17 protein-coding genes are annotated in these 22577 nt (G+C 61.4%); 9 read left to right on the top strand and 8 right to left on the bottom strand.

Going from position 1 to position 22577, the window contains the following annotated elements; translation table 11 throughout:
- Nucleotides 1-35 precede the first annotated feature (35 nt).
- The gene (locus BRAS3843_RS30110; protein ID WP_008972941.1) at nt 36-1070 is read left to right on the top strand and encodes a hypothetical protein; all 1035 of its coding nucleotides are present in this window, start codon (nt 36-38) and stop codon (nt 1068-1070) included.
- A gap of 20 nt (nt 1071-1090) precedes the next feature.
- Here the strand turns inward: BRAS3843_RS30110 and BRAS3843_RS30105 are convergent, their stop codons facing one another.
- The 3 genes from BRAS3843_RS30105 to BRAS3843_RS30095 form a co-directional block, all read right to left on the bottom strand.
- Nucleotides 1091-2431, bottom strand: a complete 1341-nt coding sequence (locus tag BRAS3843_RS30105; RefSeq protein ID WP_175361166.1) for a hypothetical protein — start codon at nt 2429-2431, stop codon at nt 1091-1093.
- 137 nt (nt 2432-2568) lie between these two features.
- A complete protein-coding gene (locus tag BRAS3843_RS30100) occupies nt 2569-3843 on the bottom strand; it encodes a hypothetical protein (protein ID WP_175361165.1) in 1275 nt (424 codons plus the stop codon).
- Nucleotides 3844-3874: 31 nt separating this feature from the next.
- A complete protein-coding gene (locus BRAS3843_RS30095) occupies nt 3875-5311 on the bottom strand; it encodes a hypothetical protein (RefSeq protein WP_244425507.1) in 1437 nt (478 codons plus the stop codon).
- On the opposite strand from BRAS3843_RS30095, the gene BRAS3843_RS30090 reads away from it, so the two are divergent.
- Nucleotides 5283-6467 (top strand): glycosyl hydrolase, encoded by a 1185-nt coding sequence (locus tag BRAS3843_RS30090; protein WP_244425506.1) that lies wholly within the window; start codon nt 5283-5285, stop codon nt 6465-6467. The genes BRAS3843_RS30095 and BRAS3843_RS30090 overlap by 29 nt on opposite strands.
- Before the next feature lie 21 nt (nt 6468-6488).
- Here BRAS3843_RS30090 and BRAS3843_RS30085 read toward each other — a convergent pair whose 3' ends face one another.
- Nucleotides 6489-7508, bottom strand: a complete 1020-nt coding sequence (locus tag BRAS3843_RS30085; RefSeq protein WP_008972936.1) for a glycosyltransferase family 2 protein — start codon at nt 7506-7508, stop codon at nt 6489-6491.
- A gap of 109 nt (nt 7509-7617) precedes the next feature.
- On the opposite strand from BRAS3843_RS30085, the gene BRAS3843_RS30080 reads away from it, so the two are divergent.
- The 5 genes from BRAS3843_RS30080 to BRAS3843_RS30060 all read left to right on the top strand — a co-directional run bounded on the left by BRAS3843_RS30080 (nt 7618) and on the right by BRAS3843_RS30060 (nt 13269).
- Entirely contained in the window at nt 7618-8481 is an 864-nt protein-coding gene (locus tag BRAS3843_RS30080) for an aldo/keto reductase (RefSeq protein ID WP_008972935.1), read from the top strand.
- Nucleotides 8472-10127: a GMC family oxidoreductase gene (locus BRAS3843_RS30075; RefSeq protein ID WP_008972934.1), complete on the top strand. Its 1656-nt coding sequence runs from the start codon at nt 8472-8474 to the stop codon at nt 10125-10127. The genes BRAS3843_RS30080 and BRAS3843_RS30075 overlap by 10 nt, the downstream gene beginning before the upstream one ends.
- Nucleotides 10128-10156: 29 nt before the next feature.
- Nucleotides 10157-11383, top strand: a complete 1227-nt coding sequence (locus BRAS3843_RS30070; protein WP_008972933.1) for a glycosyltransferase — start codon at nt 10157-10159, stop codon at nt 11381-11383.
- A 381-nt stretch (nt 11384-11764) separates the two neighbouring features.
- On the top strand, nt 11765-12448 hold the full coding sequence (locus BRAS3843_RS30065; RefSeq protein ID WP_244425505.1) for a sugar transferase: 684 nt from the start codon (nt 11765-11767) through the stop codon (nt 12446-12448).
- Nucleotides 12449-12924: 476 nt separating this feature from the next.
- Entirely contained in the window at nt 12925-13269 is a 345-nt protein-coding gene (locus BRAS3843_RS30060) for a hypothetical protein (protein ID WP_008972931.1), read from the top strand.
- A 44-nt stretch (nt 13270-13313) separates the two neighbouring features.
- On the opposite strand, the gene BRAS3843_RS30055 is transcribed toward BRAS3843_RS30060, so the two are convergent.
- A complete protein-coding gene (locus BRAS3843_RS30055) occupies nt 13314-14108 on the bottom strand; it encodes a methyltransferase domain-containing protein (RefSeq protein WP_008972930.1) in 795 nt (264 codons plus the stop codon).
- 74 nt (nt 14109-14182) lie between these two features.
- Between BRAS3843_RS30055 and BRAS3843_RS41010 the strand changes: the two genes are divergently transcribed.
- Both BRAS3843_RS41010 and katG read left to right on the top strand, forming a co-directional pair.
- Nucleotides 14183-14521: a hypothetical protein gene (locus tag BRAS3843_RS41010; RefSeq protein ID WP_008972929.1), complete on the top strand. Its 339-nt coding sequence runs from the start codon at nt 14183-14185 to the stop codon at nt 14519-14521.
- Nucleotides 14522-14590: 69 nt separating this feature from the next.
- Nucleotides 14591-16768 (top strand): catalase/peroxidase HPI, encoded by a 2178-nt coding sequence (katG, locus tag BRAS3843_RS30050; RefSeq protein ID WP_008972928.1) that lies wholly within the window; start codon nt 14591-14593, stop codon nt 16766-16768.
- Nucleotides 16769-17010: 242 nt separating this feature from the next.
- Here katG and BRAS3843_RS30045 read toward each other — a convergent pair whose 3' ends face one another.
- The 3 genes from BRAS3843_RS30045 to BRAS3843_RS30035 all read right to left on the bottom strand — a co-directional run bounded on the left by BRAS3843_RS30045 (nt 17011) and on the right by BRAS3843_RS30035 (nt 22205).
- Nucleotides 17011-17826 carry a lytic murein transglycosylase gene (locus BRAS3843_RS30045; RefSeq protein ID WP_008972927.1) on the bottom strand — a complete coding sequence of 272 codons (816 nt, stop codon included), beginning with the start codon at nt 17824-17826 and terminating at the stop codon, nt 17011-17013.
- Nucleotides 17827-17928: 102 nt separating this feature from the next.
- The gene (locus BRAS3843_RS30040) at nt 17929-21084 is read right to left on the bottom strand and encodes a multidrug efflux RND transporter permease subunit (protein WP_008972926.1); all 3156 of its coding nucleotides are present in this window, start codon (nt 21082-21084) and stop codon (nt 17929-17931) included.
- 26 nt (nt 21085-21110) lie between these two features.
- Nucleotides 21111-22205: an efflux RND transporter periplasmic adaptor subunit gene (locus BRAS3843_RS30035; protein ID WP_035983295.1), complete on the bottom strand. Its 1095-nt coding sequence runs from the start codon at nt 22203-22205 to the stop codon at nt 21111-21113.
- Between the last annotated feature and the right edge of the window lie 372 nt (nt 22206-22577).

Here is a 22577-nt window from a genome sequence, read left to right as displayed (position 1 = left end):
ACCGCGTTCATCCGCATCTCGGAGGACCGCCCCAGATGAAACTTGTGTGGCATGCCGACAACCTTCTGGAAGTTGACTGGCTGCGTGATGTCTTAGGGGATCTGGTCGAGGAGGAATGCACGGACCTCGCGCTGACCTGCTTCGATGACGACTGCATTCATGTCGTCAGCAGCAATTGGCAGCCACTACCTGCATACGAAGACTATTTCCAAGAGTGCCGAGCGAGGTGCCGTCGCCTGGTGCTACTTCATACCAGTGACGAATGGTTTTCGGGAGGCTACGCGCTCTACCGCCATTTCGACGCGGTGATCCGGAACTTCGCAACCGGACTGGCACGGCACGAGGGGATATGGACGATCCCGGAGGGGTATGCCAACGGCACGAGAACATCCGGCGCGGTGCGTCCCATCACGGAGCGACCTTACGTCTGGTCCTTTACCGGGGAGATCAAGGCCTCTCGAACCGACATGGCTGCCGCCTTCGCAGGGTTGGAGCCGAGCTTCCTGACCGGCACCGCGTCCATTTACGGAAGCGGTGGCAGAAAACTGAGCAAGCCCGAGTTCGATGACGTTCTCGACAATACAATGTTTTCGCCTTGTCCGATGGGGAACGCCATTCTCGAGACGTGGCGGCTCTATGAGAGCCTCGAGCTCGGATGCATCCCGATCATCGAGACCAGAGCCTCGATCGACTATTTTACCCGGCTGTTCGGACCGCACCCGATCCCGTCATTCAAAAGCTGGGAGGCTGCTCGCAACTACGCGCAACATGCGCTTGTAGACAAATCTTCCCTGCTCCGAAAGCAGTCGGAGATTTCGAGCTGGTGGACGGCAAAAAAGCAGGACGTTCGAAAGCAGGTGCGTCGCGCGGCGACCGGCCCATCGCATCGGGCCGCCCTGCAAAGATTTGGCGCTCTCACCCGCAACCGCTACCCTCCGGTGCATGAACCTCTGCGTCTCCTGGAGCTCCTGCGCCATCAAAGCGGCGGCAGCTTGATGCGGCGGATCAAGCGTCCGGGCGGTCCGCTCAGACGCATCGCGCGCGAGAGCTTGCGCAACCTTCGGGCCTGACAACCTTCCTGCCCGAGATGTCAGATTTCGCCGGTCCCGACCTGTAACTTTTCCGGAGATTTTTCGCGCGCGCTCTTGTTCCGCAGCGAAGAACTCAACGAATATAGACACTCCGCGTAGAGCACCGAGCCCGCTCCATAGACAATCACATAGGCGACGATGAAGGTGTCGATCGTCCAGTGAAGCAGCACCATCAGCGTGCTGATCAGAACCATGCCGGCGAGCGTGAGACATGATCGGCGGGCGAGCTCCCCGAACCGCCCCACGCCGATCAGCACGATCTGGCAAGTTGTCTGTACCAGCATGAAGGCGAACATCGCGCAGATCGCGATGCGCATGACCGGCGAGACGATCGCGTTGTGGTTCAGAATGAGGCCGAAGAGCCGTTCGCCGAACAGCGCGATCGCGACGATGCCCGCCGTCATCGGCATCAGTCCAATCATTACCCCTTTGGCTGTTGCGCGGGCCAATCCGGCGGCATCCTCATTGTGGACCGCGCGGGTCTGCTGCGGCAGGACGGTCTCGGCACCAATCAGATAGCTCATGACGGCGAAGCGGGTCACCTTGTAGAACATATCGAATGCGACAATCGCCGTGGCATCGCCTGCCGCGGCGAGCAGATAGTATGGGAAAACGCTGATGATGAAATCGGTCAGCGACAGCAGGACAGTCGCCCCTACCCCGCGGATTTCATTCCGAAGCAAGCGCACTCCGTTGAGAAACGCGCCGGGCCTCGGCGTGAAGCCATAGAGCCTTGCCAGCCAGAGCAGCCCGGCAATCGACAACACCCATATCGCCAGGCTGATCGCGCTATAGGACACAAACGAAAGACCGAGGAGCATTGCCAAGGTCACGGCCAGGAGCGCAATGCGCCTGCCCAGATCGACGGCTTCCGTCCACACGAAGCCATCCCTGGCATTGACGGCCACCCGAAGGGCCATGCGCGGCAAGGCGCAGACTGCGCCGGCAAAGATCAGGAGATAGGCGAGGCCGTGAGGGGCGACCTTGAGGAGACCCGCGGCGAGCGTGGCCGCCAAGATCATGACCGAAACAACGCCGATCGCGATGTACAGCGTCACGATGGTCGCAACCAGGTCCTGGTCGTCCTGGCTCGCGTCGTCTCTGTCGGCTTCCGAGAGATAGTGAGAGCGAAGTTTGAAGAATGTCAGTCCTGTGATCCCGAGGTCGCTCTGCACGACAAGCGCCGCCGCCGCAAGCAGGCTCGCGATCACGGCATAGGAATTGAGGCCGATCGTCCGGACCAGCACATACGCCAGGACGAAATTGGATATCGCGGTGAGCGCCGAATTGACTCCCTTGAGCGTGAAAAGTGCGAGTGAGCTGTGAGAGATCCGATTCAACCGGGAGCGGATCGTGCTGCTCAGATATGTCTCGGGGCCGGCAAATGGCCGGCTCAGTCCGGATTGAGACACCGTTCGCTCACCTTCGCCCGATGGGAGACGTTCGTAGTCGTTCGCGGTCCGTGTCGGCCGGCCGGTCATCTCGTCCCCAGCGCCGGCATGAACATGTGGCCGGTCTCCTCGGGTGCTCCTTCGCGCGCCCGATCTGTTGCGGGGGCCGTCTTGCCAAGCCAAACCACCAGAGCTGCGAGCTGCATCAGAATCGACGGATTCAGCAGGTAGCCACCGAGGAACAGGTAGGTATAGCCAAGCGCAAAACGCAGGCCTCGCGGTCCCCTGCAGAAGGCAACATAAAAGAACCTGAAGTAAGCCAGCGCGCCCAGCAGGCCATATTCATAGATGACCTTCCCCCAGGTCGGATCGAAGGCGTAGAACGACAGCAGCCTGAATTGCTCCTGCACCGTGCCCGGACCCCGTCCAAGGAAAAACGTCAGGTCGTTGGCGAACACCACCTCCTGCAGCACCCTGAACATCGACAGGAAGCGCGCCCAGCCGCTCGACTGCACATCCGAAAATTCACTGATTCGCCGTGTGAATGCATCGAGGGACAAGGCGTCACCAAACATGATCAACACAAGGCCGAGCAGCGCCGCGAACACAAACAGCCGAGAGTGCCCGTGACGCAGGAAATAGAACGGAAGGAACAGCGCCAGCATCGTCAATCCTGTGCCTGAATAGCTGCACAGGAGGCCGGCGGTGAGAATAACCAGCCGGAGCGCCGTTGACCCGAGCACCAACTCGGCGACCAGTGCAACAGCGAGAAATTGACAGAAGAACGATGGCTCCAGGAAGAACACCCCGTTGCTCTTGTACACGGGCGACGACCAGTAGAGCGGAATCAGCGAATTATATCCGGCCACGGTCACGTTTTCCGGCAGGTGCTTGTCGAGAAAAAACGCGACGTCAGGTCCGACGACGAACTGTCCCACGAATTGCAGAACGCCGATCAGCGCGCAGACGCAGCCGACCGTTGAGAGAAAGCTCATCATGCGGCGCTGAAAATTCTCGGACGAGGCGTTCCGGAAGACCAGCGGAAACTGCGCAACTACGAAGAACCCCAGCGACAGCGCGGAAACATGCGGGCTGGGTGACAGCGCGGTGCTCAACGCTCCCAGCGAAACGAAAAGCGCGTACCAGACCAACGCAATCGTATTGATCTCGAGCACGCCCGCGAGAAAGGCGGCGATCGTCACAGCAGGAAAAACGAAGAGGTTCAGCGGATATAACCCGCCGGTCCCAGGCAGCGCGATCTTTTGCAGAAAGACCGCGGACACAAGTGTAAGCGCGCAGACCGCAAAGCCCGACCGTACGGCCAGACGCGCGGCCGCTCCTGCTGGCGCGACCTCCAGCATCAAGTTGCCTGCCTCGCAGCCTCGATGTGCCTCATGCGACAGGACCCTGGCGGCGGAAGCGATAATCGGCCATCTCATAGTCGGCCATCTCATGGGCGGGCGTCCACTCGTCCGGCTCGGACGCAAATCGATCGCTGAGGCGCTCGTCGACCTCTGGCTGCTGCCAGCACCTATACGCGCGTCGACGCCGCGCGCTGATCGCTTCGAACATCACGCAAACAGCCGCCCCACCCACCAGCCCGATCACGGCGCCCAAGGCGATGAAAAGCGGCTTGGGCGGAAACACCGGCTCGGTGGGCGCCGTGGCGGATTGCGCGACCTTCACGTTCGAGAGCTTTTCGCTGGCATCCCAATCGGCGTTCATCTGGGCATCTGCAGCGCGGCCGACATTTGCTTCCATCACCTTGGAGATCTGGTCGAGCTGATCCTTGAGGCGACTGAACTCCGCCGTGATCGACGACAGTTCGCTGAGCTTGTGCTCGACGTCAGCAACTGCGTCGGTCTGCGCCTTTTCCAGCGATCGCAGACCCACGATCTCCGAATTGAGGTTCACAAGCGATTGTGCGGTCTCCTGGAACACGCGCACCAACAGCAACGGCGATTCGTTTGCCGGCACCTTGTTGGTGTCGGTCAACGCATCGCTATTCCCTGCGGGAACGTTCTGTTTAGGGCCCGTGATCTCGCCAGGAAGCGAGATCCGGCGACGGAGCTGTGTCAACGTGTTCTGGAAGGTCGCGGCCTGCGCCTCCTTCTCCGCAATCGAGCCGCGCGTCTTTGCCAGCGCGACGAGCGCATTGTCGCGCCGCGTGAGCGCAAGCTCAGTCTCCTGGCTCACCGAGTAGGTCGAATGCTTCTGCGCAAAGTCGCTCAGTTCGGCGGAGGCCCGCCTGTACTCGTCGCGGTAGCGCGCAGCCTGCTGGCGAAAGAAGGCGGGCGCTTCGGCATTGCCGCTGAGATCGGCCTGGCGCTGGAGAAAGTCACGTACGACGAGGCCCAGGAACTGTTCGGCAATCTTCGGGTCTTCATGCCGGAACGTCAGAGACAATATCTGCGAGTCTTTCTCGAGCGTCACCGCGAGGCGCTTCTTGACCTTCAACAGCGCGCGATCAGCATCGGAACGCTCGTCGTCAGGATTCCTGGATCGAACCGAATCCAGCATGGGTCTGACCGGATCAAGAACTCTCGAAATCGTTGCCGACAGTTCAGGAGGCAAGATATCCAGAGCATGCCACGAGGTCGTCTGCTTCCGGTCAGGAAACAGGCGTTGCGCGCCAAATTCGCCGATCGCCTGCCGAAGCACGTCCTCGCTGTTAATGATGTAGATCTGCGAATTCAGCTGGTAGCGGAGCGTGTCGGGAAACTGAGCCTGTTGTCGCTGTGCCCGGTCAAGGGTGGTCATCAACAAGGCTTCTGACTGGAACATCGGCGTCACCGCGAACGTGAAGCCGATTGCGCCGGCGACGATCAAGGCGAAGACCGTCAGGAAGGTGAGCCGCCTGGCCCAAACAATCTTGCTGAGTACACTGAACGACATGCACGTCTCGCGGTTAGTAGGCCTTGGGCAGGTGCGAAAGAGGCATGTGGCAAGTGCGAAATGCCGCCTTGGTTCCAAAATTTTGTTGGCCGAGGCGATCAGATCGGCTGCGCCGGCGTGCCGAAAAACACGCTCACAGGAATGGGATTTTCTCATGTTTCTGCGCACCTCGATTGCCGCTTTATTGTTCGTCTGGTTCGGCGCCCCATGCTCTGCGGGCAGTCCGGCGCTCGGCGCCTACGTCGGGAACAGCACGTCCAACATGCAGCAATTCGAGAGTTGGCTCGGTCGACCGGTCGATCAGATCCCGGCGCACACGGGACGCGCGGACTGGAACGACTGGATCAACAGCATCAACTGGTCAGTGCAGCTCTGGACGCCGCTCAACAAGCCGATCTGCTGGACCATCCCGCTGTTCGCCGACGGCGGGTCTTTGTCGGAGGCCGCGGCCGGCGCGTATCAAGCCTCCTACGTTCAAGCGGCACAAATGCTGGCGGTCACTCGACCGTCAGATAATGTGATCTACGTGCGAACAGGAGAGGAATTCAACGGGAACTGGATGCCGTGGTCGGCGGCGGGACACGAGCAGGATTTCATCAAAGCGTACCGAAACTTCGTCGCGGCTTTTCGCTCAGTGTCTGACCGCTTTCGCTTTGAATGGAACGTCAATGTCCGCGAAACGCGCATGAACCCGGCCGATGCCTATCCCGGCGATGATGACGTCGACGTCATCGGAATGGACTTCTACTACAACATCCAATGGAACCCGACGGATCCCATCAAGGCGTGGGATGAAATGGTCAACAACCAATATGGCCTGCAATGGCTCGAGGATTTCGCCTCGGCCCACAAGAAGCCATCGGCCTATCCGGAATGGGGCGTGAACTCTGACGGAGCCGGCCCCTACATTGCAAAAGCTGCGCAATGGTTCTCGGATCACAATGTGCTCTATCAAAACATCTGGAATTCGAACGACGCTTTCCCGGGCAAGCTCAGCGACGGGCAATATCCCAATGCGGCGGCGGCCTATATCGCCGCATTCGGCGTAACGACGTCGGGTGCCAACATGCGCGCGAGTCCTAAGAGGTGACCGACGTTTGACGCTTGAACATTAGCGCAGAACTTCGTCAGACACAGGGATCCGGGGTCTTTTGGAGACTGAGACGCGCAATGCGCGGTAAACGAAGCCAGCTGCCCAACTTTGATGCATGATCATTGCGGCAGGACCGGCTGCGCATCCGGCCGGATCGCGCTGTGATACGGCCAAATATAGTCCCCCGGTCAGGCACGCCCCCGCGTAAGCCACACTGGGCAAGAAGAACAGCCATCCAAAGGCCACACCAGAAGCCAGGCTGAGCATGTTCATTCCAAGCGCCCCCAAGGGCAACAATTGCCTGGCTTTCGGTCGATGGCGATGCTTGAGCATTGTCCTTGCGCGGCCGGAGCCATGGTTGAAATATTGGCGAGCGAGCGCGCCGAGAGAGCTGCGCGGAAAATAGCTGATGGCGAGTTCCGCGCACAGCCAGATCTGCGCACCTGACTTCCTCAGCCGGACATCAAGCTCAGCATCTTCATTGTGAGTGAAACTCTCATCGTAACCACCGATAGCCAGGAACGTCCTGCGCGCGAAAGCGGCATGGTGACCATGGTCCACATAGCACGAGCGATTTCCGACCCGGTGCGAGGCCCCGCCATTTCCCAAACGACTGTTCTGCGCGGCGGCGATCCCACGCTGCAGAAAGTTGTTTCCGCGCGTGCGCATGGGCACCACGACAGATGCCGCGTCCCGCGCTTTCAGCTCTCGCACCAGCCCGGCAACAAAGCCGGGCGGATATTCGGCATGAGAATCGGCGCGAATGATGAATTCGGAGTCCGGCCTTGCCAATATTGCGCCACGATTGACCGCCGCCGATTGATAGCGCGCCGGGTTCATCTCCAGCCGAATTCTCGGATTAAGCCTTGCCAATTCTTCGACGATCAACGCTGTGTGATCGGTGCTGCCGCCATCGAGCACGATCAGCTCATAGTCCAGGCCTTCATCCTCCGGAATCAGTGAACTGATCGCCTGCCGAATGTAGTTCTCCTCGTTCAACGTTGGAACGATTATCGTGACGGACGGTTCAGGTGGCATGAGATGATCCCGAAGCGGAACTCAGGTCGACGCACGCGAGCACGCTAGTGTTTGTGATGGGGTCGGTGTCGCGGGGCACAATGCCAGTCAGAACTCCAGGTTCCAATCGATGAACGGCCCGGCTGCGCTTGATGTCGTTCAGCAACGGCTTGGACTGGGCTGTGCGCGTCTCGGCTCCGTTCTTGGCCGCGATCGAGCCGGCGCATTCACGCTGGTTCAGGCGGCATTTGATCGCGGCATTCGCCTCTTCGATACCGCGAACATCTATGGCCAAGGCGAAAGCGAACGCATTCTGGGCGCGGCGCTCGGCAGCCGACGCAAGCGAGTCACCCTCGTGACCAAGGCCGGACAATATTTCCCCGCATGGATGCGCGTCGCCAAGCCGTTGAAGAGCGCCGTCACGCCCCTGATCCGTCGAAGCGGCGCCGGTCGTCACCTGATTTCAAAGGCGCGTGAAGCGCCTTTGCCGCAGAATTTCTCGGATCACGGTCTCCGTGCATCCATCGACGCCAGTCTCCGGCGACTGAACACCGACTACGCGGACATTCTTCTCCTGCACAGTCCGCCCGCGGACGTGATCGCAAGAGGTGACGCGCTCGGCTTGCTGGACAAGATGCGTGAAGCCGGCAAGGCCATCAAGATCGGCATATCCTGTGAAGACATCCAGACAGGTTTGCTTGCGTTGAACGATCCGCGCGTCGAGGCCGTCGAGCTCCCATTGTGGCCGCCCACGGAGGCGATGGATCGCTTCCTTGATCGCGCGCGACGTCAGGCCGTGTTTGTCATCGGCCGAGGACTTATAAATGCTGCACAGCCGGCCAGCAGCAACGATCGATGGCCAGCCGCGCGGACCGCGCTCACGGCCTCGCTGGCGCGAAGTGAGATCAGCCGCGTGCTCATCGGCACGACCCGCCTTGCGCATCTCGACCAGGTGCTGGATGCCGTTCGGAGAGCGGAAACGTCGTGTTCATAGACGGACGTCAGATTCCTTCGGGATCGGACCTCGACACAGAGGTCTGCATCATCGGCGGCGGCCCGGCGGGCATCGCAATCGCGCGGGAATTGCTGGGAGCGTCACGTTCGGTCATTCTGATCGAAAGCGGAGGATGGCGGCCCAACAGGCTGACCCAAAGCCTCAATGCAGCCGAACTTGCTCCCGACAGCCGGCATCCGCCGCCGGAGATGTATCGGGAGCGGCGCTTCGGCGGTTCTTCCACGATCTGGGGAGGCCGCTGTGTCCCGCTGACACGCAGCGATTTCGAACCGCGATCGCACGTCGCCAACAGCGGCTGGCCGATTTCTTACGGCGACGTGGTTCCGTACTATTTGAGGGCACTGACGTACTGCGAAGCCGGCGAGTTTGCATTTGACCCAATCTGCCTGGATGCGCCGGAGGCGCTCATCGACGGATTGGACAATGAAGCGATCATGGTCGGACTGGAGCGCTTCAGTCCACCGACCGACTTCGGCCGGCGTTTCAAATCGGATTTGATCGGATCGCCCACACACCGGATCTTGCTGGAATCGACCTGCGTCCGCTTATCGAGCGATGCCTCCGGTCGCGCGGTGGACGCCGTCGAATGCGCGACCATCGCGGGCAACCATTTCCGGATTCGCGCAAAATACGTGGTGGTGGCAGCCGGCGGATTGGAATCCGTGCGTCTGTTGGCGGCATCCAACCTTGCCAATTCGAGTGGAACGCTCGGCCGGTATTACATGTCGCACCTCGAAGGCACCTTGGGATTGCTGCAGGTCGCCCCCGGACGCCAGGTCGCCTGGAATTTCGCCCGAACACGCGATGGCATTTATGCCAAGCATCATCTTCGACTGTCCGACGAGATCCAGCAGCGCCATCGGCTGCGGAACATGATCTTCCGCCTCCACCATGCGAATCCGATGGATCCCCAGCATGGTGATCCGGTGTTATCGTTGATGTACATCGCCAAGCGATTCATCCTTCCCGAGTATCGCCGCAAGATTTCCACGGTCGAACTGGAGTCGTTGGATCGATTGCCAAAAGGCCGCGCGCTGACCGCCCGTCACGTCGCCAACGTCGCCAAGAACCCGTGGCCGTTGATCAAATTCCTGAGCTCCTGGGTCTACAAGCGTCACGCCTGCTATCGCCGCATCCCCTATGTGGCGCTGTACTCGAAGGCCGGCTCCTACCCGCTCGACTACAATGCCGAGCAGACGCCCTCATACGAAAGTCGGCTTTCTCTCACCCATGAGAAGGACCGCTTTGGCGTTCCCAGGCTTTACATCGATTGGCGAGTCTGTCCCGAGGACATCGCCTCGATCGCGGCAAGCTACCGGCAAATGCACAGCATCCTGGCGGATACGGGCGTCGCTGCGGTCGTCTATGACGAAAACCTCCTGGACGAAAGCGTGAAACAGACCATCCCAGTCGGTGGGCATCACATCGGCACCGCTCGGATGAGCGATGATCCGAAACACGGGGTCGTGAACCCGCAGTGCCGGACGCATGATCTCGAAAATCTCTACTTGGCTGGAAGCGCGGTATTCCCGACCAGCGGCTCTGCCAACCCCACGCTGACGATCGTCGCACTGGCGATCCGCATCGCCGATCACCTCAAAACCGTCTTGCGGAGTTCCACGTGACAATTTCGATCCTTTGGCTTGGGCGAACGATGCCGATTCCACTTAATGCGGGTGATCGGATCTATTCCGCTCAGCTCGCCGGAGCGGCCGCGCGCCAGGGGGCGAATGTCGTTTTCCTGGGTCTGCAGAATCCCGACGATCAAACCGGCAGCCTCGCTCATCTCGAGCCTCGGGTGCGCTGGAGCGTGGTGCCTGGCGCTCCCAACGCGAAGCTGCTCGCGTTAGCAAGCAACCTTCCGATGGTAGGAGCGCGATTTGCGACCAAGCATTACCGGGCCGCGATCACGCAGGAACTTGAGACGACCGACCATGACGTCGTGGTCTTGGATCAATATGGAATGAGCTGGGCGGTTGCTGAAATCAGACAAATCGCCCGGAATCGTCCGGTCCTGGTTCATGTGTCGCATGACTTCGAGACCAGCGTCACCGATCAAATCGCCAACAACTTTTCCGGCGACATGATTCGCAAATTCCTGCTCAAGCAGAATGCGCGGAAGACCCGCCACGCGGAACAGTGTCTCGCACGTTCCTGCGATTTGCTGGTGACCCTGACGGACGAGGACCGCGCTGCATTCAATGACATCAATCCCACGCTTGGCTGTGTCGTTCTGCCGCCGGGCTATGCCGGGACCAGGCAGCGCGCCCGCGCCCTGGACAAGACGGTGCCGCGACGTGCCATCATTGTCGGTTCCTTCAGCTGGATCGCCAAACAGATGAACCTCGAGCGAATGCTGGAAGCGGCGAGCGGCACCTTCACGCAGCATCGCATCGAGCTTCATGTCGTCGGCATCATACCGGAGCCGCTTCTGTCGCGTTTGCGGCTGCGGTTCCCCTGGGTCGTATTTCGCGGCTTCGTCGATGATCTCGGCGAAGAATTTCGAAATGCGCGGATTGCCTTGGTTCCAGAGGAGATCGGCGGCGGGTTCAAGCTCAAGATCTTGGATTACATCTTCTCGCGCGTGCCGGTCGCGGCTGTGGAAGCAGCGCTCGGTGGAATTCCCAAGCAGCTGAAAAGCTGCTTCATCGTCGAGAACAGCGTCAGCAAGCTGCTAGCAAGCGTTGCAGCCATGATGGACGACGTCGACGCTCTCGACAGGAGGCAGAGCCTTGCCTTCGAGGTGGCGGATGGTCTGTTCAACTGGGACGCCAACGGGCGTCGCCTGCTGGACAAGTTGGAGTGCGCTCTCAGCGAGAGGCCGATCAAAAGGTCATCTCAGATCTTGGCTGTGCCAAATCCGGCACATCGTTCTGCCTGAGCGGATTCCGGTCGCGCATGTTCCGATGCCGACATTCGCTTCGTCTGCCAACGACGGTCTGAAGTTCCTGACATGAACTTGTCGCGAGTGAGCTCGAGTGAGCCAAGGACTCTCGAGCGCCAGAACCTGATTGGTCGGTCGCGACGCTTACGATCAAAGTTCACGTGCTACTCACAATTCATCTACTTCTCACAATTCATCTACTTCACATGCACAACAACGGATCACGCTGATGCCTAATTGGGCGAGCGAATGGCTTTTTTCTGGTGACTTCCAGGACGCGAGGAACCGTCGCACAAATTTGGGAAAAATTGGAACGATGATTAGCAATACGATTTTGTTCGCATTGCAGCATTCACCTGTGCGTCGGAGTGCCCACTCATGAATGGAATGGCAAAAGCGAATAGGGTCGATGAAGACACACTATTTGTTTTGGTGCAGACCACACGTCCAATAGGGCTCGCTTCCAAGCGAGTCACAGATATCATTTTGGCGTTGTGCGGCATCGTTGTGCTCGCGCCTTTTCTCGTGATCTGTTGCCTGGCAACAGCCCTGTTCTCTCCCGGCCCCGTGCTGTTCCGACACAAGCGCGTCGGGTTCAATGGAAAGCAGTTCGATTGCCTGAAATTTCGCACCATGGCGACGAACGCATCCGAACGCTTGCGCCGGCATCTTGAATCGGATCCCGCCGCCGCGGCGGAATGGATCGCGACGAGAAAGTTGCGCAACGATCCTCGTGTGACCGCCGTGGGCGCCTTGTTACGGAAATCCAGCCTGGATGAGTTGCCGCAACTCTTCAACGTTCTCAAGGGCGATATGAGCATTGTGGGACCGCGACCGGTGACGGAGGAAGAGCTGGGCCGATACTCCGACGCCCTCAACGCATACTATGCGTGTCGTCCCGGGATCACCGGGCTTTGGCAGGTCAGCGGACGCAGCAGCACGACCTTCCAACGGCGCGTCGTCCTCGACAGCTATTATGCGCACAACTGGTCGATGATCCTCGACGCCAAGATCATCATGGCAACGATTCCGGCGGTCTGTTTCTCGAACACGGCCTATTGACGTGTAGCTGGCACCAAACGCACGTCCTCGCTTCATCTGCGCCGCTGACCGGCTGAGCCACAATCGATCGGTCCGGCGAAACGAGGCGTAAGCCGCCTGCAAAGCTCAGCCGCCAAGCACTCGCCCTCAATCGGCCGATCGCGAAGCGATCGACGATGACGCGAAATCGACCGCATCCGGCACTCGCATAGTTCTGCCGCGTGAGGCTCGTGTCCGGATGTATCCGGACCTGGGAGCTGTCCGTGGATACGGACGCACGGCCCTTTTCGGGTCAAGACCGGCGATCGAAACCGCCACTTTGCCTAGAGGGCCGTTTGCACGGCACTTCTGCAAGTTCCGAATCTCACGTAAGCTTGTCGCGCTTTCGCTGTCGCCGATGCCTGGAGCAGAGCCGAATTGGTCCCCGATCATTTCTCGACAATCGACCAAATGGAGATGCGCGCCGCCTCGTGGGCTCGATCTCGAGGGGCACTCATATGATATATTTTGCCGTTGGACTGGCATTGCTGGGAACTGCCATCGGGCTGGTGTTCCGATGGAAAGTGCTTTTGCCAATCATCATCCTCGTGCCTTTCGCGGCGGTCGTCTTCTCGGTCGCTCGAGGAGCAAGTCTTGAAACTACGGTGATAATTGTCCTCGCCGCGGAAGCCATTCTCCAGGGCGGCTATTTCTTGGGTTTGCTGATCCGCTTTCTTGCCACCGCCGGCAAACGATTGGTGCGTCCTTCAAGCTTGATCGAGAGGGGTCATGTTCCCGAGACCCGCGATAATGACCGCCACCCCGCTCCGCCCACGCAACCGGGATCATCGACGCTCAGCTAGAGGTGGTCGAACCAGTTTCGAAAAAGACGCTTGTCGCGCGACAGTCATTTCCAGGCGTAGAGCTTGAATTCCTGTAAATCGCCTTCTCCCGGCTTTCTCAACACCCAGAGATTATAAGCTGCGAGATCTCTCAGGCCTATGGCATGCAACGTGCTGTCGTACAGGTATGAGATCATGTAGAAAGGCAGAAAGAATTCAAGATAGGAGCTGCTGTTGTAGCCTGGCAGATGGTAGACGGCCTTAAAGCCGGAGGCGTGCACCATTTTACGGAAGGCGGAATAGTTCGTCCTGTCATAGTGCGCAACAAAGCCAAGGTGCTCGGCGGTCTCGCCCATCGCCGTCGCCAGCAGTCTTTTCGAGGCCGATTTGGGCAGCAGCCTGTTGGCCACGGCGAACGGCGCATACCTTCCCGGAAACTGGGCGATCAAATATCCACCGGGCCGCAACACGTCGAACGCATTGTTGAGAAACCGTTGATTGTCGCTGAAGTGCTCAATGCCAGAGCTGATCATGACAAGATCGACACTGCCTGCAGGAATCGGGATCTGCGCGACTGCATCGCATTCGATCTTCTCATCGAGCAGCGGGTTGTCCGCCATTTCGGCGCCATCGATGTCAAGCCCAATGAGCTTGATGCTGTACCAGGTCTTGTAATGCTTCGGAAAATGCCACTGTTGTCCCGCCCCGACATCGAGCACGATTTTGGTATCTGGATGGGATAACAGGATGGCTCCTATCTTATGATAGGCGGCAAAGACATTCGCCTCATGAAAATGGTCGGGGGTGATCGCCCGTGAAACCTTTCGGTTGAGCGCCAAGAACGACCGCAACGGTTCCATTGAAATTCTCCCCGGCAAATGGTCCGGCTTAAGGAGTTGCGCGCCAACGGATTGCTGGCGGAGCCCCGACGGTCATGCAATCCGATCGCGTTTGCGCAGCCGAGCGAATGGCGGACGCATCTACGAACGAAGGGGATGACTCGGTGCTGATGAAGGCATCATCAATCGACCAGAAACGCCCCGCATCTCAATCATTTCAGGATCATTTTGTGCCTCTGCAGCATCGCTTTTGGCGCGGTCCGGCCCGAACCCAGGTTCCGAACCCAGACGCTCAGGCGGTGGCGAGAATTGGGGGACGACGTCAGGACAAAGCCAACAGCCAGAAGGCTCAAGGGAACAAGCGTCCTAAAACCATCACAGAATCATCATCAGAAATTCTTATCCTTCCGATCATCAATCTCGATTTCCCCTGATGGCGCAAGCTCCTTAGAGTGCGCCCACCCAAGCCAGGGAAACCATCTACAGCACGGCAGGAGGCAACGATGGACGACGTCAGCAAGTGCCCGTTTTCGGGCGGCTCGAAGGGATTCACCAACAAGGAATGGTGGCCGAACCAGCTCGACCTCTCGGTCCTGCATCAGCATTCGAACCTCTCCAACCCGCTGGGCGAGGCGTTCGACTATGCCAAGGAGTTCAAGAGCCTCGACCTCGATGCCGTGATCAAGGACCTCAAGGCCCTGATGACGGATTCGCAAGCGTGGTGGCCGGCCGACTTCGGTCATTACGGGCCGCTGTTCATCCGCATGGCGTGGCACGCAGCCGGCACCTATCGCATCGGCGATGGCCGCGGCGGCGGCGGACGCGGGCAGCAGCGCTTTGCCCCGCTCAACAGTTGGCCTGACAACGCCAACCTTGACAAGGCGCGCCGGCTGCTCTGGCCGATCAAGCAGAAATACGGCCAGAAGATCTCCTGGGCCGACCTCTTCATCCTCACCGGCAACGTCGCGCTGGAGTCGATGGGCTTCAAGACGTTCGGCTTCGGCGGCGGTCGTCCCGACACCTGGGAGCCCGACGAGGACATCTATTGGGGGCCGGAAGGCAAATGGCTCGCGGACGAGCGCTACAGCGGCGACCGTGAGCTCGCCGGCAATCTCGGCGCGGTCCAGATGGGCCTGATCTACGTCAACCCGGAGGGGCCGAACGGCAACCCCGATCCGCTCGCGGCCGCGCGCGACATCCGCGAGACGTTCGCCCGCATGGCCATGAACGACGAGGAGACGGTGGCTCTGATCGCGGGCGGCCATACCTTCGGCAAGACCCACGGCGCCGGCGATGCCACGCTGGTCGGTGCTGAGCCGGAAGGTGCAGACATGGCCGAACAGGGCCTCGGCTGGGCCAGCAAATATGCTTCGGGCAAGGCCGGTGACACCATCACGTCAGGTCTCGAAGTGATCTGGACCACGACGCCCACGAAGTGGAGCAACAACTTCTTCTGGAACCTGTTCGGCTATGAATGGGAGCTGACCAAGAGCCCGGCCGGCGCGCACCAGTGGAAGCCCAAGCACGGCGCTGGCGCTGGCACCGTGCCGGACGCGCACGATCCGTCGAAGCGTCACACGCCGTCGATGCTGACCACCGATCTCGCGCTGCGCTTCGATCCGGCCTACGAGAAGATCTCGCGCCGCTTCTACGAGAACCCGGATCAGTTCGCCGATGCCTTCGCCCGCGCCTGGTTCAAGCTGACCCATCGCGACATGGGCCCGAAGGTGCGCTACCTCGGCTCGCTGGTGCCGAAGGAAGACCTGATCTGGCAGGATCCGCTGCCGGCCGTCGATCACGCGCTGATCGACGAGAACGATGCCGCGGCGCTCAAGGCCAAGATCCTGGCCTCGGGTCTTTCGATCTCGCAGCTGGTCTCGGCGGCCTGGGCGTCGGCGTCGACCTTCCGCGGCTCCGACAAGCGTGGCGGCGCCAATGGCGCGCGCGTTCGCCTCGCGCCGCAAAAGGACTGGGCCGTCAACCAGCCGGCGGAGCTTGCAAAGGTGCTGAAGAGCCTTGAAGGCATCGCCGCGGACTTCAACGCGACGGCAGCCGGCGGCAAGAAGGTCTCGATCGCGGACCTGATCGTGCTCGGCGGCAATGCCGCGGTGGAAGCGGCGGCCAAGAAGGCCGGTGTGGACGTGAAGGTGCCGTTCGCACCGGGTCGCGCCGATGCCTCCGAGGCGCAGACTGACGTCGAGTCGTTTGCGGTGCTGGAGCCGAAGGCAGACGGCTTCCGCAACTATCTGGCCGGCACGCAGTGGCTGTCGGGCGAAGAGCTGCTGGTCGACAAGGCCCAGCTCCTCACGCTCACGGCGCCGGAGATGACGGCCCTGGTCGGCGGCATGCGCATGCTCGGCACCAATGCCGATGGCTCCAAGCACGGCGTGTTCACCAAGCAGACGGAGACGCTCAGTAACGACTTCTTCGTCAATCTGCTCGACATGAGCACCGCCTGGCAGCCGGTCGATCAGGGCGAGCACACCTCAGGCCGCGATCGCGCCACCGGCGCAGTCAAGTGGACTGCGACCCGCGCCGACCTGATCTTCGGCTCCCACTCGCAACTGCGCGCGCTCGCCGAGGTCTATGCGAGCTCGGATGCCAAGGCGAAGTTCGTGAAGGACTTCGTCGCGGCCTGGACCAAGGTGATGAACCTCGACCGCTTCGACCTGAAGGCGTGAGCGCAGCAGCTACTAGCTGATCAATCGTACTAACAAGAGCGGCGCTTCGGAAACGAGGCGCCGCTTTTTTCAATGGCCATTGCGAGCGAAGCGACTTTGTCCGCCATAGCCCGAAGGGCAACGGCGGAAGTAATCCAGAGCCAAGAAGGAAGACTGGATTGCTTCGGAGCTATCGCTCCTCACAATGACGTTGCTGATGACCACTCGTGGCTTAACGCGACCGTAACCTAACGCCGCCCCTGTTACCGCTCCGCGGCGGAGCCGCCGCCGTCGATCTGCCGGCCCATCAGCGCGATCGCCTTCTGATAGACGCCCGCGGCGTTCCAGGCTTCGATCGCGGCAAAGTTCGGCTCGCCCGGCTGATAGCCGGCGCCGGAGCGCCAGCCATTGGCATGCAGGAAGTTCGCCGTGGACATCAACGCATTGGCGGCGTTGTCGAGATTGCCAGTGCCGTAGTTCAAGATCGTCTTCGGCATGAACTGGGTCTGCCCAACCTCGCCATGCATCGAGCCGCGCTGCGACGGCGACAGCTGGCCGCGATCGATCAGCTTGAGCGCGGCATAGAGCTGATCGGTGAAGAATTCCGGACGCCGGCAGTCATAGGCCAACGTCGCGATCGAGGACAGCATGTGCTGATTGCCGCGCTGGCTGCCGAACGCCGTCTCCATGCCCCAGATCGCGATCAAGGGGCCAGGCGGCACGCCATAGCGCTGCTCGATCGAGGCGAACAAGGCCGCATGCGATTGCTTCATCGCGCGGCCGCGCGCGACGATGCCGGCGGCACCGCGCTTGGCCAGGAACTGATCGAGCGACAGGCCGAAGCTGCGCTGGCTGCGATCGGCGGCGATGGTGGCGGATGCGTAGTTGGTCTGCATCAGCGCGCCGATCGCGCTCGCCCCGATGCCCTTGGCGCGGGCCTCCTCGCCGAACTGTTGCTTCCAGGTTTCGAAGCCGCCCGGCCCATTGCCGCACTGCGCGGCATCGGCCCGCACCACCGTGCCTGCCACAAGCACCAAAGCCAGCACGGCCGCCTTCGCAACATTTCCGCCCTTGGTCATCCGGCTATCTCCCTCGGCCAACCTGCGGTCTTCCCGCGGAAGGAAGCTCTTAGCACCGGGCGGCGCGCGATCCTACCCTCCAGAGCCGCACCACGGCCGAGTTCAAACCGCTACCGGCTTCTTGCGTTCCCGGCCCTCGGCGAGATTGCGCACCACCACGTAGAAGATCGGCGTGAACATGAGACCGAACAGCGTGACGCCGAGCATGCCGAAGAACACGGCGACGCCGACCGCCTGGCGCATCTCCGAGCCGGAGCCCGTCGAGATCACCAGCGGCAGCACGCCGAGAATGAACGCGAAGGAGGTCATCAGGATTGGCCGCAGTCGCAGCCGGCAGGCCTCGATCACGGCATCGAGCCGCTCGCGGCCTTCGTTCTCGATGTCGCGGGCGAACTCGACGATCAGGATGGCATTCTTGGCGGCAAGCCCGACCAGCACCACGAAGCCGATCTGGGTCAGGATATTGATATCCTGGCCCATGATGCGGACGCCGATCGTTGCGGCCAACAGGCACATCGGCACGATCAGGATCACGGCAAACGGCAGGGTCCAGCTGCCATATTGCGCGGCGAGCACCAGATAGACGAACAGCACGCAGATCGGAAACACGTAGAGACCGGCGCTGGCGCCGTTCACCTGCTGAAACGACAGGTCGGTCCACTCGTAGCCGAAGCCGCTCGGCAGCGTCTCATCGGCCAACCGCTTCATGATGTTGATCGCCGTCGCCGAGCTCACGCCGGGCAAGGTATCACCCTGCACCTCCGACGACGGATAGAGATTGTAGCGGGCGACGCGGTCGGGGCCTGCGACATCCTTGAAATCGACCACGCTGCCGAGCATGACCATGTCGCCGGCCGCGTTGCGCGTGCGCAGCCGTGCCAGATCCGCGGTCTCCTTGCGGAACGGCAGGTCGGCTTGCGCGGTGACGTGATAGGTGCGGCCGAACAGGTTGAAGTCGTTGACATAGGTCGAGCCGAAATAGGTCTCGATGGTATCGGTGATGTTCGCGATCGGCACGCCGAGCTTCTCGGCCTTGACCCGATCGATGTCGACAAAAACCTGCGGGGTGTTGGCGCTGTAGGGCGAGAACACCGCGGTCAATCCCGGCGCCTTCCGCGCCGCCCCCACCAGCTCGTCCGTCGCTGCGGCAAGCAGCTCGCTACCGCGTCCCTGCCGGTCCTGGATACGCATGGTGAAGCCGCCGCCGGTGCCGATGCCCGGCACCGCGGGCGGCGGGATCACGATGATGAACGCGCCTTCGATTCCCGCAAGGCGCTTGCGCAGCTCGGCCGTGATCGCCGTGGCGGTCAGCCCCTTCTTGGCACGAACCTCTGGCTCGTCGAACACGGGAAACAGTGCCGCAGAGTTGCTCGCCTGCGTGCGTGTGGCGCCCGACAGACCCGCCAGCGCCGGAACCCGCACGACGCCCGGGGTGGCCAAAGCAATGTTCTCGATCTTGCGCACAATCTCGGTGGTGCGCGCCAGCGAGGCCGCACCGGGCAATTGCACGGACACGATGACGTAGCCGCGATCCTGCGCCGGAATGAAGCCTTGCGGCGTCGTCGCCAGCAGCCATCCGGCGCTGCCGATCAGCAGCGCATAGACCAGCAGCATCACCACCGAATGCCGGATGACGAAGCCAGCGACGCGCGCATAGCCGTGCGACAGACGATCGAAGATCCGGTTGAACAGACCGGTGAAGGCGTCCCAACCGCGCGCGATCAGATTCCAGCGCGCCGGCGGGCGTCGCTCGCCATGCGGCTGCAGGATCTGCGACGCGAGCGCCGGCGACAGCGTCAGCGAGCAGAAGCAGGAGATCGCGGTCGCGACCGCGATGGTGACGGCGAATTGCTGGAAGAACTGCCCCGAAATGCCGCCGAGGAACGCAGTCGGCACGAACACGGCGCAGAGCACGAGCGCGATCGAGACCAGCGCGCCGCCGACCTCCTCCATCGTCTTGAGCGCCGCATCCCGCCTGCTCAGGCCATGCTCGAGATGGCGTTCGACATTTTCGACCACCACGATCGCATCGTCCACCACGATGCCGACCGCCAGCACCAGGCCGAACAGAGTGAGATTGTTGATCGAGAAGCCGAGGGCGGCCATCACGGCGAAAGTGCCGACCAGCGACACCGGGATCGCAACGATCGGAATGATCGCCGGCCGCCAGCCCTGCAGGAACACCAGAACCACGATGACGACCAGCGCCATCGCCTCGTAGATGGTCTTCACCAGTTCGCTGACGGACTGGGCGATGAATTCGGTCGGGTTGTACCCGATATTGTAGTCGAGGCCCTTCGGGAAATTGGCCTTCAGGCCCACCATCGTATCTGAGATGCGCTTGGCGGTGGCGAGCGCATTCGAGCCCGGACGCTGAAACACCAGCAGCGCCACCGCAGACTTCCTGAGCAGGAAGCCATTGGTGGAGAAGTCCAGCGCCCCGAGCTCGATCCTGGCCACATCGCGCAGCCGCACGGTGCGTCCGTCGGCGCCGGCCTTGACGACGATATCCTCGAACTGCTGTGGCTCCTTGAGCCGGCCGGTGAACGTCAGGTTCGGCTGGAAGGCGCGGTCGGCGATCGGCGGTGAGGCGATCTGCCCACCCGTGATCTGCAGGTTCTGGGCGCGGACCGCCGCGACCACCTCCCCTGCCGTCATGCCGAGATTGGCGATCTTGTCGGGATCGAGCCACAGCCGCATCGAATAGTCGCGCGCGCCGAAGATCGTGATGTCGCCGACGCCGTCGAGGCGGAGCAACTGATCGCGCACCTGCAGCAGCGCGTAGTTCGAAATATAGGTCTGGTCGAAGGTGTCGTCCGGCGACAGCATGAACACGACCATCATCAGGTCGGGGCTGTTCTTGCGCGTGACGACGCCGTTGCGCTGCACCTCCTCCGGCAGCCGCGGCTGCGCGATGGCGACGCGGTTCTGCACCAGCACCTGGGCCTTGTCGAGATCGGTGCCAAGCTTGAAGGTGACGGTGATGTTCAATTGGCCGTTCGAGGTCGCCTGGCTGTAGAGATACAGCATGTCGTCGACGCCGTTGATCTCCTGCTCGATCGGCGCAGCCACCGTGTCGGAGACGGTCTGCGCGGAGGCGCCGGGATATTGCGTGGTGACCACCACGGTCGGCGGCACAACTTGCGGATATTCCGAGACCGGCAAGGTCGGATAGGCGATCGCACCTACGATCAGGAGCACGATCGACAGCACCATCGCCAGGATGGGCTGGTTGATGGAGAGCCGCCCGAGATTCATGAGTTTGCGCCTATGACTTGTCGCCGTTACGTGCCGCTCGCAGCCGGATGCGGCGCCACCTTGGCACCCACCCGCGCGCGCTGGATGCCATCGATGATGACGCGATCCTCCGCCTTCAGCCCTTCGCGGATCACGCGCAGGCCATCATCCAGCGGCCCGAGCACGACCGCGCGAGCCTCGACGGTGTCATCGGCCTTGACCACAAAGACGATCTTGCGCGACTGGTCGGTAGCGACAGCGGTGTCCGGAATCAGCAGCGCCTCATAAGGCAGGGAGCCGATCAGGCGAACGCGGCCGAACTGCCCGGGCAGAATCGAGAGGTCCTTGTTCTGGATCACGGCGCGGCTGCGCAGCGTGCCGGTCGAGACGTCCAGCCGGTTGTCGAGAAAGTTGACGGTGCCGTCATGTGACGGCTTGGTCTCGCCGGTCAGCGTGACCTGCACCGGGTTCGGCGTGTCGCGCGAGCTCGGCCGCTTGCCCTCGAACCACAGCCGCGAGTTCTTCTGGTAGGTCGCCTCGTCCATGTCGAAATAGATGTAGATCGGGTCGAGCGTGACGATCGAGGTCAGCAGCGTCGAGGTGCCGGTGTCGCTGCCCTGCACGAGATTGCCGGCACTGACCAGGTGCCGGCTGATCCGGCCGGTGATCGGCGCCAGCACGTGGGTGAATTCGACGTTCAGCTTGGCTGCCTTCATCACGCCTTCGACCTGGGTCTCGGCGGCCTGCGCCGATTGCAGCGCCTGACGGCGCTGGTCAACGACGGAGTCGGAGACCGCCTGGGTTTGGTTGAGGGTCGTTGCACGGTCGAATTCGCGCCGCGCCAGCTCGGTCTTGGCCCTGGCGTCCGCGAGTTGCCCCTCCGCCTGCTCGGCCACCGCCTCGAACGGCCTGGAATCGATCACATAGAGCAGATCGCCGGCGTGGACGATCGCACCGTCCTGGAACTCGATCGAGGTGACGTAACCGCCGACGCGGGCGCGCACCTGCACCTCCTCCATCGCGTCGAAGCGGCCCGTGAACTCGTCCCAGTCGGTGACGGTGCGCTTGACCGGCTGGGCCACGGTGACCGGCGGGGCAGCAGCTGCCTGCGGCTGCGGCTTCTGTTCCCCGCAGCCCACCAAAGCGGCTGCAAGGCTGAGCGTTAAGATGTTGAGCGTCCTCTTAAATCCAGCAGAACTGTCGGTTCGCTGTGGCGTGGCAGACAACGAGCAGCTGGTACACATCGACACACATTCCCCCGGAATCTTACGGGAAGCATAACACGCCATCACGCATTCGGCGCTCGAAATCGACCGCACCCTGCCCGATCGGGCGGGTTGGAGGATGCGCATCATCTCTCCGGCCGGGTTCCATCCGCCGCGGCGGCCCCGATGTCATCAGGTCATCATCATTCCAGGCTCGGCAGGTCGAGACAGTTTCACGCGCGTTCGCGCGGTTCGCCCCGCCGAGCAGCTGTTCCTGCGCCTTGATCAGCTCGATCCTCGTCCGCCGCA

Source organism: Bradyrhizobium sp. STM 3843, assembly GCF_000239815.1.
Taxonomy (GTDB): domain Bacteria; phylum Pseudomonadota; class Alphaproteobacteria; order Rhizobiales; family Xanthobacteraceae; genus Bradyrhizobium.
This window is presented reverse-complemented; position numbering and strand designations above follow the sequence as displayed.

Coding starts and splice junctions, on each gene's coding strand:
- BRAS3843_RS30110 (WP_008972941.1), top strand. CDS start 36: ATGAAACTTGTGTGGCATGCCGACAACCTTCTGGAAGTTGACTGGCTG.
- BRAS3843_RS30100 (WP_175361165.1), bottom strand. CDS start 3,843: ATGCTGGAGGTCGCGCCAGCAGGAGCGGCCGCGCGTCTGGCCGTACGG.
- BRAS3843_RS30085 (WP_008972936.1), bottom strand. CDS start 7,508: ATGCCACCTGAACCGTCCGTCACGATAATCGTTCCAACGTTGAACGAG.
- BRAS3843_RS30080 (WP_008972935.1), top strand. CDS start 7,618: ATGAACGGCCCGGCTGCGCTTGATGTCGTTCAGCAACGGCTTGGACTG.
- BRAS3843_RS30070 (WP_008972933.1), top strand. CDS start 10,157: ATGCCGATTCCACTTAATGCGGGTGATCGGATCTATTCCGCTCAGCTC.
- BRAS3843_RS30065 (WP_244425505.1), top strand. CDS start 11,765: ATGAATGGAATGGCAAAAGCGAATAGGGTCGATGAAGACACACTATTT.
- BRAS3843_RS30060 (WP_008972931.1), top strand. CDS start 12,925: ATGATATATTTTGCCGTTGGACTGGCATTGCTGGGAACTGCCATCGGG.
- BRAS3843_RS30055 (WP_008972930.1), bottom strand. CDS start 14,108: ATGGAACCGTTGCGGTCGTTCTTGGCGCTCAACCGAAAGGTTTCACGG.
- BRAS3843_RS41010 (WP_008972929.1), top strand. CDS start 14,183: ATGCAATCCGATCGCGTTTGCGCAGCCGAGCGAATGGCGGACGCATCT.
- katG (WP_008972928.1), top strand. CDS start 14,591: ATGGACGACGTCAGCAAGTGCCCGTTTTCGGGCGGCTCGAAGGGATTC.
- BRAS3843_RS30045 (WP_008972927.1), bottom strand. CDS start 17,826: ATGACCAAGGGCGGAAATGTTGCGAAGGCGGCCGTGCTGGCTTTGGTG.
- BRAS3843_RS30040 (WP_008972926.1), bottom strand. CDS start 21,084: ATGAATCTCGGGCGGCTCTCCATCAACCAGCCCATCCTGGCGATGGTG.